This is a genomic window from Paraburkholderia sp. RL18-085-BIA-A (assembly GCF_046027075.1).
Taxonomy (GTDB): Bacteria; Pseudomonadota; Gammaproteobacteria; order Burkholderiales; family Burkholderiaceae; genus Paraburkholderia.
Genome location: NZ_JARESU010000085.1, coordinates 1 through 13,551, shown reverse-complemented (window position 1 = coordinate 13,551; position 13,551 = coordinate 1). Strand labels below are relative to the sequence as shown.

The window sequence follows — 13,551 nt, the reverse complement described above, 5'->3', positions numbered from 1 at the left end:
TACATGACGACGATTCTTCTGAAGGAAAACGAGCCGTTCGAAGTGGCAATTCGCCGCTTTCGTCGCGCAATCGAAAAGAATGGCCTGATCGCTGAACTGCGTGAGCGTCAATCGTACGAAAAGCCGACCACGGCACGTAAGCGTAAGAAGGCTGCTGCTGTGAAGCGCCTGCACAAGCGCCTGCGCAGCCAGATGCTGCCGAAAAAGCTGCACTAAGCACGCTTTTTTACACGCCGAACGGCGGTGTGAGCTTCGAAAGAGGCCACATCGCCGTTTTGCTTTTGGGCGCACCCTTTCGGGGGCCAGTTTGCAGTACGCAACCGGCGAAGTAGATGAAATGCTGGCTGAGTGGTGGCGCCGTGAGGCGTAGCGGCCCCGGCCAAACCGAGCGACAGTGCGCGATCTAGCGGTGCCGTCGCCTCCGGGAAGTCCGTTTGGTTCGGTTATTTGGTTAAGCAGCGCTCTTGAGCCGCTCGGCGGACAGGCCAAACTGCCGGGCGATCGAGCCTAGGCGCTCGCGCCATTCCCACGTGCCGAATGCGTCATGGACGTTTTGCAGGCAGCTGAGCAGATCGACGGTGGCTGGGTCGTACACATTGATGCGCGCACGCAGAAGCGCTTTCTTCAGCGCGGATACGCCGATATCCATGTAAGAGGGCACCTCGACCGGCGTTTTGGCGATATTGCGCACCGGAATGCCTTCCATTGCGGTCATATAGTCGCGCGGCCTGATGAAACTGCCGACCGGGCATCCGCCGCAATAGCCTCGATAAGCCCCGCCGCCACGCGGCAGCAGTGCGGCGCGCTTCTGCTCGAACAGATGAGCCACGGCCTGATCGAAAATATCCTGATGCAGCAGGAAGCTAAGTGTTTTCATGGTTGGTCTCCCGTGCTAACGCAGCGGTTATTCGTTGTTTGAACACATAAGCAGTAGTATCCGGCGCGCGCCACTGGGCGAAGTCCGGACTAGGGTGGCGAAAAGCCTTCAATTCCCGGTTTTGCGCGTGACGTCCGGCGAGGAAAGACCCAGCGTTCTCCCCGCTCTGTGCCCATAACCCTATAACGACCGGCGCGCGCGAGAAGCGCAGAGGATCTTTGTCGGATGGCGTTATGGAGCCGCCCTCGTGACACGTCGCGCGTCGATTTCGGTCCGCGCGGCCTTGCGCCGACAGGCAAACGCCGGTTGGCGAGCCGCGGTGCTCCGGAGTTTCCCTAGGCGCCGGTCGTTTGTTAGAGCCGCGGCACTAAGCGGCAACAGGCGTCACCGGGCGGAAGCAGGCCGCATCCATCCAGAGCAAATCGCGCTCACTCAACCCGCGTTGCGACTACGCCCCTTCTTGCCCAGCGTCGCGCATCGCGCGCGACACATGCAGCTCGTCTCGTGATCGTTCACCATCCCGACCGCTTGCATGAACGCATAACAGATCGTCGAGCCGACGAACTTGCAGCCATAGCGTTTCAGCCCTTTGCTTAGCGCATCCGACACGTCCGTCGATGCGGGCGCCTGTTTGTACGAGGCCCAATCGTTCTGGATCGGCGTCTGATCGACGAACGACCAGACGAAGTTGGCAAGCGATCCGTGCTCGGCCTGAATCTGCTGCACCGCGCGGGCGTTGCTGATGGCTGCTTCGATCTTGCCGCGGTGGCGCACGATGCTTTCGTCGATCACCAGCTTCTCCACGCGCTTCGGCGTAAAGCGCGCGACCTTGTCGATGTCGAAGTCGGCGAACGCGCGGCGGTAGCCGGCCCGCTTGTTGAGAATCGTCGACCACGACAAACCCGCCTGCGCGCCCTCCAGCACGAGCATCTCGAAAAGATGACGGTCGTCGCGCGAGGGTACGCCCCATTCGGTGTCGTGATACTGTGCGAGCGCTTCGCTCGATACCCAGTTGCATCGCTGTGTCACTGTCGCGCTCCCACGTGTCCGTTGTCGTGTCGCCCGCCAGCATAGCTGAAGCTGGCCGTACCGCAAGCTGGCCATTTGGCCGATTGCCGGATTGAATCTGACCTGCCACGCTACGCGTTATTCATTCACGGAAATCATTCGATTCGATGAACAAAGACTTCTTTCTGATCGGCATTGACGGCGGCGGCAGCGGCACGCGCGTCGTGCTCGGCGACGCGCAGGGCCGCGAACTGGCGCAGGCGGCAAGCGGGCCGTCGGGTTTGGGGCTCGGCATCGAGCGGGCGTGGCAGTCGATCGAGGCAGGCTGCGGGGAAGCGTTCAAACGCGCCGGCGTAAGCCTGGACTGGTCGCGCTGCGTGCTGGGTTGTGGATTGGCGGGCGTCAACAATCGTGACTGGCTCGCCGGGTTTCACGCACAAGCGCCCAGGGTCGCCGGACTTGCCGTGGAAAGCGACGCTTATACGACCTTACTGGGAGCACACGGCGGCGCGCCCGGCGTGATCGTTGCGCTTGGCACCGGCAGCGTGGCGGCTTCGCTCGATGACGACGGCGAATGCCGGGTTGCCAGCGGCTACGGCTTTCCATCGGGCGACGAGGCGAGCGGCGCGTGGCTCGGACTACGGGTGATCGTGCATGCGCAGCAGGCGCTCGACGGGCGCGCGCCCATCGACGACCTTGCGCGGGCGCTGCTCGCGCATACCGGCGCACAGGACCGCGAGAGTCTCGTCGTCTGGCTCTGCGCGGCCAATCAGACGGCTTACGCGAGCCTCGCGCCAGTCGCGATCGCGCATCGCACGCATCCGTTCGCCTCACGACTGCTCGGCGAGGCCGGCGTCGAAGTGGGCAAGATGATTGAAGCGCTGGATGCCTCGGAAAGCTTGCCCGTCGCGTTGTGCGGCGGACTTGGCGCACCGTTGCGCGAGTATGTGCCGCAGCGCTATCAGGCGCGTTTGCGCGAGCCCCTGGCGGATTCGGCGCATGGTGGACTGCAGCTCGCGCAGCGCGAAGCCGCGCATCTGGCTGGCTGAGTATTGCTGGCTGAGAATCTCCTCGCCAGCCGCCGATCCTGGGTGCGCATCCGACAACGGTAAAATACGGTCTTCGACGCTGCCCCAACCGCTAATATCATGTACAAAGTCATCGCCACCGATCTCGACGGCACGCTGCTCAACGCCGATCATCAGGTGGATCCGTTCACCGTCGCCACCGTCCGCAAACTGGAAAGCGACGGGCTGCGGTTCGTGATCGCGACGGGGCGGCATTATTGCGACGTCGCGGGCATTCGCGATCTGCTGGGTATCAGTCCGTATCTGATCACGTCGAACGGCGCGCGCATCCATGCGCCGGACAACTCGGTGATCCACGCCGACGATCTGCCGCCGGCCATCGTCCAGCGCCTCGTGCAACCGGAGATCGTCGGCTCGCATGGCCGCGTGATCGTCAACCTGTTCGCCGACCAGGCGTGGCTGATCGACCGCGATGCGCCGGATCTGCTGAAGTTCCATCAAGACTCGGGCTTCACTTACGAAGTGACCGATCTGCCGAATCACGATGGCGTCGACATCGCGAAAGCGCTCTATATCGGCGACCCCGCGGATCTCGCGCCGATCGCTGCGAATCTCGCGCGCGAATTCGGCGACGATCTGTATGTGACCTATTCGCTGCCGGATTGTCTGGAAGTGATGACGTCGAACGTATCGAAGGGACGCGCGTTACAGATCGTGCTCGAGCGGCTCGGCGTCGATGCATCGCAGTGCGTCGCGTTCGGTGACAACATGAACGATATCGACCTGCTGGAAACGGCCGGTCATCCGTTCATGATGAACAATGCCAATCCTGACCTCATCGCGCTTCTGCCGCACATACCGCGCATCGGCAACAACTTCGAAGCGGGCGTCGCGCATCACTTGCGCAAGCTGTTCTCGCTCAACGACGAATTGGCGTCCTGAAACGGAATCGGCCCGCATCCATGTTCATGGAATGCGGACCGTTTTTTGACGCGCTAACTTTCTGCCGCAGCGCTATGTGGTCTACGCCGGCACGAGACGGCAAGCTGCGGTCGACTTACCCCCCAAGGCTGACGATCAGCCGCCGTGATTCACTGGCTCGCGCCGCGATCGATCAACCATGCCACCCGCCGCGATGGTCGCCCCGATCATCGTGACCCCAGTGGCGATCGTTGTCGTTGTGATTCCAGCCTCGGTCATACCGGCGGTCGTCGCGATAATCGCGATGGTCGTAACGATTGTTCCAGCGATTGTTCCAGCCGCCGTAGTACACCGGCTGCGGCGCGGCGTAGACGGGGGCCGGCCGCGCATAGACCGGTGCGCCGAGCGACAGGCCGATATTCAGATCCGTATGCGCTTGCGCGACACCGCATGCGCCCGCCGCAAGTCCAGCAGCAACCAGCAAGTGAGTGACGATGCGTTTCATGTTGTTCTCCTGTGAAGCGACGTAGGTGTGTCGCACAGGTTCAATGTACGCATTCAATCCGGCGGGTACTGCGACCAGATGTTACGGACTGCAAGCATCGTCGCAGCATTTGAAAGGAGCGCAGCACAGAGTTCAATCGGAGCGCGGCTTATGCACGAACCACGTGAAGCCAAGCCCAATAAGGTTTTTCGTCTCGTTCCGCGATAGCAGTGCGCGTTCGGCGTCCCACCCGGCGGGAATCGGGCCGCAGTGTGCGTAATCGCGGCTTACATCTGTATTACCCGATTAATCTGTCGCATTGCCGGAAGCACTGAAAGCAGCCGCCGATGGCGTACCCGGCAGCGCGGCGCAAGGACAATCGGTCGCGCGTCCGTCCAGCCCCTCGCGGTCTCGTTTGAAACTGGCGCGCGCCGTGCCGTTTTGCCAGTCGAGCCGCACGATATAAATACTGTCGAAGTCGTCGCTTTGCCAGTTCGGCACATCGGCTGCATTGCCTCCATGAGCACTCAGCATCTGGCGCAATAACTTCACGATCAGTTTGTGCTCCCACGCCACGACGATCAGCTTGTTGCGATTGGCCGGATTCACGAGCGCCGTGCCGAGCTGGTCGATCTGAGCGAAGCCATACGGCGTTTGCACCGGCATTTGAAACTGGATGGCGGTCGGCTCGACCGTCGCCAGCGGACGAATGTAGTAATAGGGATGGCCACTATCGTCTTTCTGCTGGCCGGGGTCCGGCGCATAAATCGCATCGGGTTTGCCGAACTTCGCAGCGATCACCGCCGGCAGCGCCAGCGCGCGGTTCAGGCCCTGACAGTTGAGTTGCCCGTAGCCCTGCGCGGGCTTCTCGCCATGCCGAACGAAGACCAGCGTTTCGGTGTTGCCATCGGCCGCATACGCGGTGGGCAGCGCCGCTACGTTGACGCACAAGCCGCCGAGGGCGAGTGCGACGCCATGCAGGAATCCGCGGAAACGGTTCATCGGTAGCACCTGTGCAAGCCTGGGAAGTCGCCCAATTCTAGCAGCGGGTCATGCCTTGCTACTGTCAGACCGCCCCGCTGCCGGACCTTCGGGCAAACAGCGTCGTTTGCGCCAAAACAAGAACGGGCGCCGTTGCGCCCGCTTTGACTTGCTGGATAAAGCACCCGCCGATCAGTCGAGCGCGAGTTCCTGTGAGCCAGCGCCGCCGTTCTCCGCGATTAGCGGATAAAGCACTCCCGCGATCACCGCCCCGATGATCGGCGCGACCCAGAACATCCACAACTGGTCCACGGCTGCGCCGCCGACGAACAGCGCCGGGCCGGTGGAACGCGCCGGATTGACCGACGTGTTGGTGACCGGAATCGAAATAAGGTGGATCAACGTCAGGCACAGGCCAATCGCGATCGGCGCGAAGCCGGCCGGCGCGCGCTTGTCGGTTGCGCCCAGGATGACGAACAGGAAGAAGCCGGTCATCACCACTTCGCACACGAATGCCGCGGCGAGCGAGTAGTGGCCCGGCGAGCGATCGCCGTAGCCGTTGCTGGCGAAACCGCTGGCGACGAGATCGAATTCCGGCTTGCCTGACGCGATTACCGACAACGCCAGCGCAGCCAGCACAGCGCCGACCACTTGCGCGGCGATATACGGCACGAGGTCGCGAGCCGGAAAACGCCCGGCGACGGTCAGCCCGACGCTCACGGCCGGATTCAGATGACAGCCGGAAATATGACCGATTGCGTAAGCCATTGTCAGAACGGTCAAGCCGAATGCCAGCGACACGCCCACAAAGCCAATGCCCAAACCGTGGACCGGGCCGGCAAAATTCGCGGCGAGGACCGCGCTGCCGCAGCCCCCGAGCACGAGCCAGAAAGTGCCGAACAGCTCGGCGGCAAGCCGCTTTGACAACTGCATGATTGGTATTCCTAAAAAGTGTGACGCTTTGAGAACACGCACGGCTAACCGTGGATGTATGCCTTGAGCGCGCAATTCTAGGCAAAGACGGCCAAATTGAGTGTCAAGAATTGTCAATGCAGAGTGGGATTTACTATTATTACCAGATAAAGTCGCCGCTTTGCAATTCAAGACGTTTAATAATTATCAGAGGATAGATTCCTAAATTGGTATTACTGGCCATTGCGAATTTTTATAATTGCAGTTAGTCTGCCGTCAAATGAGTTCTAGAAAAGGGGAGAACCGAATGTCTCAATACGCAGACCTCAAGGCGCAGATCGCCAAATTGCAGGCACAAGCAGAAGAAGCGCGGCGTACTGAAATAGACAATGTCGTCGCCGACATCCGCCAAAAGATCGCTGAATACGGTCTTACCGCTCAGGACCTCGGCTTTGCAGTTGCCGCCAAGCGTGGACGGCCGCCCAAAAAGGCGCCGCTGCCGGCGAAATATCAGGACCCGAAATCGGGCAATACGTGGAGCGGTCGCGGTAAGCCGCCCAAGTGGATTGTCGGCAAGAATCGCGAGCGCTTTTTGATTGGCGCGGCTTGAACCCGCTGCCGCTCAGGACGAAAGCCAATTGAAGGTTGTCCGAAGCCCCGTTTTTATTTGCTGAGTGTCAATCGGGCTGGAAGCGCATCCATCCCCCTATTAAAAAAGCCGCCCACCGGGCGGCTTTTTTGTACAAGAGGCGGAATAAACGTGATTTCTGCCTCCGCAAACGATTCACAGTCGAATTTACCTGCCATTTACCGCAAACCGGAAGGCCCGCAGCTGAACGCAGGAGCAGTAAACGGCTAAAGCTGGCAGCGCAAAAACACCGGCCGGCTTAAGCCTGCCGCTTAGCCCACCGCGACCTGACGCAGCACGGGGCGACGGGTCGCTTCGATCAGCGTCGAATAACCGTCGACGTAATTCTGCGCCATCGTTCTGGAACTGAAGCGGCGCTCGAATTGCGCGCGAATTTCAGTGCGCGACAACTCGTCCAGACGCTGCAGCGCGGCCACCGCGCCTTGCACGTCCTCGACGATGTAGCCAGTCACGCCGTGGTCGATCACTTCTGGCACCGAACCGCGGTTGAACGCGATCACCGGCGTGCCGCACGCCATCGATTCGATCATCACGAGGCCGAACGGCTCCGACCAGTCGATCGGGAAAAGCAACGCCTTCGCCCCGGACAGAAACTCGGGCTTCTGCGCTTCGTTGATCTCGCCGACGAACTCCACGTGCGCCATCGACAGCAACGGCTCGATCTCACGCTTGAAATACTCCTGGTCGACCTTGTCCACCTTGGCGGCGATCTTCAGCGGCAAACCGCTTTGTGCAGCGATCTTGATAGCTGTATCGACGCGCTTTTCCGGGCAAATTCGACCGAGGAACGCCAGGTACTCCGGCTTCTTGTGCGCCTGCGGCGTCAGCAACTGTTCCGGCAGGCCGTGATAAATAGTGTTGAGCCAGTTCGCCTGCGGCAGCGGCAGGCGCTGCGAATCGGAAATCGACACCACCGGCACGTTGGAAAAAGCGTCGAACACCGGTTGCAGTTCCGGCAGATCGAGGCGGCCGTGCAGCGTGGTCACGAACGGCGTATCCATCGTGGTGAAGAGCGGGAACGGCATGTAGTCGAGGTGAAAGTGCAGCACGTCGAACTCATGCGCGATCTTGCGCACGTTTTCCATCATCAGCACGTGCGGCGCCAGCGCGTCGCGGATCGTCGGATCGAGGCGCAGCGCGCGCGGCCAGCATGCTTCGAGGTTCGCTGACGTGACCGAGTCGCCGCTCGCGAACAGCGTGACATCGTGGCCGAGATCGACCAGGGCTTCGGTCAGATACGACACGACGCGTTCAGTGCCGCCATAAAGTTTCGGCGGGACGGCTTCATACAGCGGCGCAATTTGTGCGATTCGCATGCGGTTTTCTCCTGTTCACAACGGCTTCGCACAGCGGCGCTCGAATAGAGCGAGGAGCGAATGCCTGACGGACGGTTGGGCGCGGTAAGCCGCCGCCCGGGGGTGCTCCGAAACTGCATCGGGTAATCCCTTAGCCTCCATTATCGGGATCGGCCGCGCTAATTCGAGTCATTTTTCAAACACTTAAGGTTGTTACAGCGCGAAACACCGCCCGTTACAGGTCATCTGGGCGCCCGTCCCGATAGTCGGGACGGGCGGTACGCCCGGCATAATCAAACGCTGAATAATGGCTGACGAAGACTAGCAATCCGCGTGCCCGAGTCGTGCTCAAGTGTTAAGGGAGCCTTTAACGCAGTCACATTGCAGAGGCATGAAAAGTCTTATAATCTTTTTCACCGCCGCAAATGGTGCGGATGATGAGTCATCGGGAACTCACCAGTTAGTTGATCTCCGCCACACAAGAATATTTAACGCGCATTACGCGTCCCAAGCTTGGCGCCATTTCGGTCAATTCCGTTTTTCCACGCATTTGCCTTTGTAGGAAAAATTCCTACAACAATGACGGATTAATCCGTCAAACAAGCTGGGTGTCTCTCCGATTTCCGACCGCTTCCCCTTTCGCCACAATGCTTGCAAGACCAGAAACGAGCCGATGCGTGCGGTTTTAGTGCGCGCATTCGAGCAAACGTTTCCGTAACGGCCTGACCAGCCAGATATACCCCGGGGGAATCAATGAGCGCGACAAGCGAAATGCTCAATGAGATCAGAGAAGTCAATCTGTCGTATCTCCTGCTCGCGCAGCGCCTGCTGCGCGAAGACAAGCCGATGGGCATGTTTCGCATGGGGATTTCCGACCAGCTAGCCGATGTGCTGGCCAATCTGTCGTTGGCGCAGACCGTCAAGCTGGCGGCGTCCAACCAGGTGTTGTGCCGTTTCCGTTTCGACGACCATGCCGTGCTGTCCGCGCTCGCGGACAAAGGCAAGTCGAGCGCCGTGGCCCAGGCGCATTCCGCGATCCTGATGGCGAGCCAGCCCGTCGAGCAACTCGGCTGATGGCAGTGTCTCTGTCACACAAAGCGATCGGGCAGGGAGATCGGCGAGCGGATGGCCTATAAAAGCGTCGTACTCGAAGTCAGGGAAATCACCCTGGCCATCGAACTGATCGAACTTGGCGCGCGTTTGCAATTGCTGGAAGCGGAAACCAGTCTGTCGCGCGACCGGCTCATCAAGCTGTACAAGGAACTGAAAGGGGTGTCGCCGCCCAAGGGCATGTTGCCGTTTTCGACCGACTGGTTCATGACCTGGCAGCCGAATTTTCACTCATCGCTGTTCTACAACATTTACTGTTTCATGGCCGGCCACGGCGGCTGCCTGACGATCCAGTCGATCGTGAAGAGTTACCGGCTCTATCTGGAGCACGTCCAGCTGCACGACGACGAGCCGGTACTCAGCCTCACGCGCGCGTGGACACTCGTGCGCTTTTTCGACTCCGGCATGCTGCAGATGACCGCCTGCTGCCGTTGCGGTGGACGTTTCGTCGCACACGCGCACGATCCGCAGCATGCGTTCGTGTGCGGGCTGTGCCAGCCGCCGTCGCGGGCGGGTAAGACAAAGAAATTTGCCGACGCCCAAGCCCGCGAGAGTCTCGCCGCGCTGGCCGTGTGAGCCGCTGCCGCGCGGGCGGTCCGTACCGCGCGGCTGGCTTTTCCGCCTGACGGCCGGCGTGGGCCGTGGCGCAAGGCTTCCCGGCCATCCGGCGCCATCTGCGCAGCTATTCTCGCGACGACTCGTGCCCAGTGGGCGCTGGCCGTCCTCGCTGCGCCGCTGCGCGCCTCTGGTTTACTCCAGACCAACGACCCGCTTTTCCACCAAAGTTTTCTGTCCCGTTGCCGTAAACCAGATTAACGACGGTTACCGTCGCTTCTTTGTGAGGGCTCGGCAGTGCTGATTTTCGTGGGAACACTCGTGACGCTTTTGTCCGTTTTCGGCGGTTACGCGCTGGAAGGCGGTCATCTCGGCGCGCTGCTGCAGCCCGTTGAAGTGCTGATGATCGTCGGCGCCGGTCTCGGCGCGTTCATTCTCGGTAACGGAATGAAGACCATCAAGGCGACGCTGCGCGTCATTCCGACCCTGTTCAAGGGCGCGAAGTACAACAAGGACGTCTACATGGAGCTGATGGCGCTCCTCTACGTCCTGCTGGCCAAGGCGCGCAAGGAAGGCACGCTGACGCTGGAAGCCGATATCGATGATCCGTCGAAGAGCCCGATCTTCACCCAGTACCCGAAGATTCTCGCCGACCATCACATCATCGAGTTCCTGACCGACTACCTGCGTCTGATGGTCGGCGGCAACATGAACGCGTTCGAGATCGAAAGTCTGATGGACGAGGAGATCGAGACGCATCACCACGAAGGCGAAGCGCCCGCGCATGCGCTGACCAAGGTCGGCGACGCGATGCCGGCGTTCGGCATCGTGGCGGCGGTGATGGGCGTGGTGCACACGATGGCCTCGGCCGACAAGCCGCCGGCGGTGCTCGGCGAGATGATCGCGCAGGCGCTGGTCGGCACTTTCCTCGGCATTCTGCTTTCGTACGGATTGATCAGCCCGCTCGCGAGCGTCGCCGAACAGCGCGTGACCGAGTCGACCAAGATGTTCCAGTGCATCAAGGTGACGATTCTCGCGAGCCTGAACGGTTACGCGCCGGCGATTGCTGTCGAGTTCGGCCGCAAGGTGCTCTTCTCGACCGAACGCCCGTCGTTCGCCGAGCTGGAAGAGCACGTGCGCCGCGTCAAGGCCAAGTAATCAGAGCGCGCCCGGAACCGAACCGATGAGCAAGGACAAAGACCGCGCAATTGTCGTCAAGCGCTCCGCGCCGAAGAAATCCGGCCACCACGGCGGCGCGTGGAAGCTCGCATACGCGGACTTCATGACCGCGATGATGGCGTTCTTCCTGCTGATGTGGCTGCTGAGTTCGGCGTCCACCGTGCAGTTGAAGGGCATCGCCGATTACTTCAACCAGCCGTTGAAGATCACGCTGTGGGGCGGCGACCGCAGCGCCGAGGACTCGAGCATTTTGAAGGGCGGCGGCCGCGATATCTCGACCGACGCGCAAGGCGTGACGCGCTCCACCGACGGCTCGAGCAGCCAAGCCGAGCGCAGCGTCTCGCACAACAACGAAGATTCGATGAAACAGTTGCAGGGCGAGCTGGAGCGTCGCGAACAGGTCCGCCTGCACGATCTGCAGGTCAAGCTGATGGCCGCGATCGAAGCGAACCCGGTGCTGCGCCAGTTCAAGCAGCAGATCCGCATCGACTCGACGCTGACCGGCTTGCGCATCGAGATCGTCGACTCGCAGAAGCGGCCGATGTTCGCGACCGCGAAAGACCAGGTGGAGCCGTACATGCGCGACATCCTGCGCGAAATCGGCCACACGCTGAACGACGTGCCGAACCGCATCATCGTGCAGGGGCACACCGATGCCGCGCAATACGCTGGCGGCGAGAAGGGCTACAGCAACTGGGAACTGTCCGCGGATCGCGCCAATGCGTCGCGCCGCGAACTGGTCGCCGGCGGCATGGACGAGGCGAAGGTGATGCGCGTGCTCGGCCTCGCGTCGACGCAGAACCTGAACAAGGCGGACCCGATGGACCCGGAGAACCGCCGCATCAGCATCATCGTGCTGAACAAAAAATCGGAGGAGGCGTTGAATCACGACGACTCCACCACGACCACCTTGTCGGACGATGCAGCCGGCTCCAAGCCGCTGCTGCAAAAACTTGCGCAACCGATGACGGTTGCTCCGAAGGTGCCGGCGGCAGCGCCGGCGGCCCAGTAACAGACAGCGATCGCCTGGCCCGATCATGCGCCTCACGGGCGCGGACGGCCGACGATCCCTGGCGTTAAGCGCAGTGAGGTTTTCATGATCAGGCACATCCTGGCAGTCGACGATTCGGCATCGATGCGGCAAATGCTTGCCGCGACGCTGACGACGGCCGGCTATGAGGTGACGCTCGCGGCGGACGGCGACGAAGGGCTCGAAAATGCGCTCGCGATGTCGTTCGACCTGGTGCTGACCGACCAGCACATGCCGGGCAAGACCGGCCTCGATCTGATCGCCGCGCTGCGCGGCAACCCGGCTTACCAGGCGACGCCCATCCTCGTCCTCACGACGGAATCGGGCGAGCCGTTCAAGTCGGCGGCGCGGGCGGCGGGCGCGACAGGCTGGATCGAAAAGCCACTCGACCCCGACATGCTGACCGAACTGGTGGCGGCGCTGGCCGAACCAGATCCCGCGTAAGCGCCACTCATAGACACGTTATAGAAAGCTCTCGACGCGGCGGCGCGGTAGCCCACGCCTAGACAGGAACTCTCGCGGTGACCCAGGCATGACACTCGACATCACTCAGTTCTATCAGACGTTTTTCGACGAAGCGGACGAACTGCTCGCGCAGATGGAGCAGTTGCTGCTCAATCTGGATCTCGCTCACCCGGACCCGGAAGACCTCGCGGCGATTTTCCGCGCGGCGCATTCGATCAAGGGCGGCGCGGCGACCTTCGGTTTTACCGCGCTGACGGAGACGACCCACATTCTCGAATCGCTGCTCGATCGCGCGCGCAACAACGAACTCGTGCTGCGCAAGGACATGATCGACACGTTCCTCGAAACCAAAGACGTGTTGTCCGGCCAGCTCGCCGACTATCGGGCGAGCGCCGAGCCGGACGCGGCGGTGGCACGCGCGATCTGCGCGAAGCTCGAACAGTTGAATGAGGAGAGCCGCATCGGTGGCGCGCCGGCCGCCAGCGCAGCGGCACCGGTCGAAGCACACGCAGTGGCAGCACAACGCGGCACCCCGCCCGAGCACGTCGTCGAACAGGCGGTGCAGGCGGCGGGTGAATGGACTGACGGCGAACCGGCACAGACCGGGCAAGCCGTGGGGGCAGGCGCGGTCGACGGCAACGCCGGCAACACCGGCCCTCATCTGAAAATTACGCTACGGGGCGTTGGTGAGAAGGACCAGGAACTGCTGGCCGAAGAGCTCGGCAACCTGGGCAACATAGTCGGGCAGGTCAAGAGCGGCGGCGATCTGATGCTGTGGCTCGCGACCGATGTGACCTCCGACGACATCATCGCCGTGTGCTGTTTCGTGATCGACGAAAGTCAGATCTTGATCGGCCGCGGCAACGCACCGGTGGACGACACGCAGCAAGGCGAACCTGGAACGCCCGACGCTGCCGCCTCGACCCCGGCGCAAGCAACACGTGCGGCTCAAGTGGAGCACGCGGCATCTTCGGCACCGGCGGCCGGCATCGCCGCGCCCGCCAGCGCGGCCGCGCACGGGCTGTTCGACGCACCGGCCAGCGCGCCGGCAGCGCCG

16 protein-coding genes are annotated in these 13,551 nt (G+C 61.7%); 10 read left to right on the top strand and 6 right to left on the bottom strand.

Annotated elements, in window-relative coordinates; translation table 11 throughout:
* Positions 1-3 precede the first annotated feature (3 nt).
* Entirely contained in the window at positions 4-216 is a 213-nt protein-coding gene (gene rpsU, locus P0D89_RS35970) for a 30S ribosomal protein S21 (RefSeq protein WP_006050883.1), read from the top strand.
* A gap of 235 nt (positions 217-451) precedes the next feature.
* Here the strand turns inward: rpsU and P0D89_RS35965 are convergent, their stop codons facing one another.
* Both P0D89_RS35965 and P0D89_RS35960 read right to left on the bottom strand, forming a co-directional pair.
* Positions 452-877: a hypothetical protein gene (locus P0D89_RS35965; protein ID WP_408365605.1), complete on the bottom strand. Its 426-nt coding sequence runs from the start codon at positions 875-877 to the stop codon at positions 452-454.
* Between the two features lie 432 nt (positions 878-1,309).
* A complete protein-coding gene (locus tag P0D89_RS35960) occupies positions 1,310-1,906 on the bottom strand; it encodes a DNA-3-methyladenine glycosylase I (RefSeq protein WP_408365607.1) in 597 nt (198 codons plus the stop codon).
* 146 nt (positions 1,907-2,052) lie between these two features.
* On the opposite strand from P0D89_RS35960, the gene P0D89_RS35955 reads away from it, so the two are divergent.
* Positions 2,053-2,934 (top strand): glucosamine kinase nucleotide-binding domain-containing protein, encoded by an 882-nt coding sequence (locus P0D89_RS35955; protein ID WP_408365609.1) that lies wholly within the window; start codon positions 2,053-2,055, stop codon positions 2,932-2,934.
* A 99-nt stretch (positions 2,935-3,033) separates the two neighbouring features.
* Positions 3,034-3,855 carry a Cof-type HAD-IIB family hydrolase gene (locus P0D89_RS35950; RefSeq protein WP_408365611.1) on the top strand — a complete coding sequence of 274 codons (822 nt, stop codon included), beginning with the start codon at positions 3,034-3,036 and terminating at the stop codon, positions 3,853-3,855.
* A gap of 172 nt (positions 3,856-4,027) precedes the next feature.
* Here P0D89_RS35950 and P0D89_RS35945 read toward each other — a convergent pair whose 3' ends face one another.
* From P0D89_RS35945 to aqpZ, 3 genes are all read right to left on the bottom strand, one after another.
* Positions 4,028-4,339, bottom strand: a complete 312-nt coding sequence (locus tag P0D89_RS35945) for a PXPV repeat protein (protein WP_408365613.1) — start codon at positions 4,337-4,339, stop codon at positions 4,028-4,030.
* Between the two features lie 285 nt (positions 4,340-4,624).
* Complete coding sequence (locus P0D89_RS35940; RefSeq protein ID WP_408365615.1) at positions 4,625-5,320, bottom strand: histidine phosphatase family protein; 696 nt, start codon at positions 5,318-5,320, stop codon at positions 4,625-4,627.
* A 171-nt stretch (positions 5,321-5,491) separates the two neighbouring features.
* Complete coding sequence (gene aqpZ / locus P0D89_RS35935; RefSeq protein ID WP_408365617.1) at positions 5,492-6,232, bottom strand: aquaporin Z; 741 nt, start codon at positions 6,230-6,232, stop codon at positions 5,492-5,494.
* A gap of 286 nt (positions 6,233-6,518) precedes the next feature.
* Between aqpZ and P0D89_RS35930 the strand changes: the two genes are divergently transcribed.
* The gene (locus P0D89_RS35930) at positions 6,519-6,821 is read left to right on the top strand and encodes an H-NS histone family protein (RefSeq protein WP_007179981.1); all 303 of its coding nucleotides are present in this window, start codon (positions 6,519-6,521) and stop codon (positions 6,819-6,821) included.
* Between the two features lie 290 nt (positions 6,822-7,111).
* Here the strand turns inward: P0D89_RS35930 and P0D89_RS35925 are convergent, their stop codons facing one another.
* Positions 7,112-8,176, bottom strand: coding sequence for a glycosyltransferase family 4 protein (locus P0D89_RS35925; protein ID WP_408365618.1), 1,065 nt, complete (start codon positions 8,174-8,176; stop codon positions 7,112-7,114).
* Between the two features lie 732 nt (positions 8,177-8,908).
* On the opposite strand from P0D89_RS35925, the gene flhD reads away from it, so the two are divergent.
* The 6 genes from flhD to P0D89_RS35895 all read left to right on the top strand — a co-directional run.
* Entirely contained in the window at positions 8,909-9,229 is a 321-nt protein-coding gene (flhD, locus tag P0D89_RS35920) for a flagellar transcriptional regulator FlhD (protein ID WP_006050893.1), read from the top strand.
* 51 nt (positions 9,230-9,280) lie between these two features.
* A complete protein-coding gene (flhC, locus tag P0D89_RS35915) occupies positions 9,281-9,841 on the top strand; it encodes a flagellar transcriptional regulator FlhC (RefSeq protein ID WP_408365620.1) in 561 nt (186 codons plus the stop codon).
* Positions 9,842-10,117: 276 nt separating this feature from the next.
* Positions 10,118-10,978 (top strand): flagellar motor stator protein MotA, encoded by an 861-nt coding sequence (motA, locus tag P0D89_RS35910; protein ID WP_149669968.1) that lies wholly within the window; start codon positions 10,118-10,120, stop codon positions 10,976-10,978.
* 25 nt (positions 10,979-11,003) lie between these two features.
* Complete coding sequence (gene motB / locus P0D89_RS35905; RefSeq protein ID WP_408365622.1) at positions 11,004-12,011, top strand: flagellar motor protein MotB; 1,008 nt, start codon at positions 11,004-11,006, stop codon at positions 12,009-12,011.
* A gap of 84 nt (positions 12,012-12,095) precedes the next feature.
* Positions 12,096-12,473 carry a response regulator gene (locus P0D89_RS35900; protein ID WP_408365624.1) on the top strand — a complete coding sequence of 126 codons (378 nt, stop codon included), beginning with the start codon at positions 12,096-12,098 and terminating at the stop codon, positions 12,471-12,473.
* 88 nt (positions 12,474-12,561) lie between these two features.
* Positions 12,562-13,551: Hpt domain-containing protein (locus P0D89_RS35895; protein WP_408377960.1), on the top strand; the 990-nt coding region annotated here is incomplete at its 3' end.

Coding starts and splice junctions, on each gene's coding strand:
- motB (WP_408365622.1), top strand. CDS start 11,004: ATGAGCAAGGACAAAGACCGCGCAATTGTCGTCAAGCGCTCCGCGCCG.
- P0D89_RS35955 (WP_408365609.1), top strand. CDS start 2,053: ATGAACAAAGACTTCTTTCTGATCGGCATTGACGGCGGCGGCAGCGGC.
- P0D89_RS35940 (WP_408365615.1), bottom strand. CDS start 5,320: ATGAACCGTTTCCGCGGATTCCTGCATGGCGTCGCACTCGCCCTCGGC.
- P0D89_RS35950 (WP_408365611.1), top strand. CDS start 3,034: ATGTACAAAGTCATCGCCACCGATCTCGACGGCACGCTGCTCAACGCC.
- rpsU (WP_006050883.1), top strand. CDS start 4: ATGACGACGATTCTTCTGAAGGAAAACGAGCCGTTCGAAGTGGCAATT.
- P0D89_RS35900 (WP_408365624.1), top strand. CDS start 12,096: ATGATCAGGCACATCCTGGCAGTCGACGATTCGGCATCGATGCGGCAA.
- aqpZ (WP_408365617.1), bottom strand. CDS start 6,232: ATGCAGTTGTCAAAGCGGCTTGCCGCCGAGCTGTTCGGCACTTTCTGG.
- flhD (WP_006050893.1), top strand. CDS start 8,909: ATGAGCGCGACAAGCGAAATGCTCAATGAGATCAGAGAAGTCAATCTG.
- P0D89_RS35945 (WP_408365613.1), bottom strand. CDS start 4,339: ATGAAACGCATCGTCACTCACTTGCTGGTTGCTGCTGGACTTGCGGCG.
- P0D89_RS35930 (WP_007179981.1), top strand. CDS start 6,519: ATGTCTCAATACGCAGACCTCAAGGCGCAGATCGCCAAATTGCAGGCA.
- flhC (WP_408365620.1), top strand. CDS start 9,281: ATGGCCTATAAAAGCGTCGTACTCGAAGTCAGGGAAATCACCCTGGCC.
- P0D89_RS35925 (WP_408365618.1), bottom strand. CDS start 8,176: ATGCGAATCGCACAAATTGCGCCGCTGTATGAAGCCGTCCCGCCGAAA.
- P0D89_RS35965 (WP_408365605.1), bottom strand. CDS start 877: ATGAAAACACTTAGCTTCCTGCTGCATCAGGATATTTTCGATCAGGCC.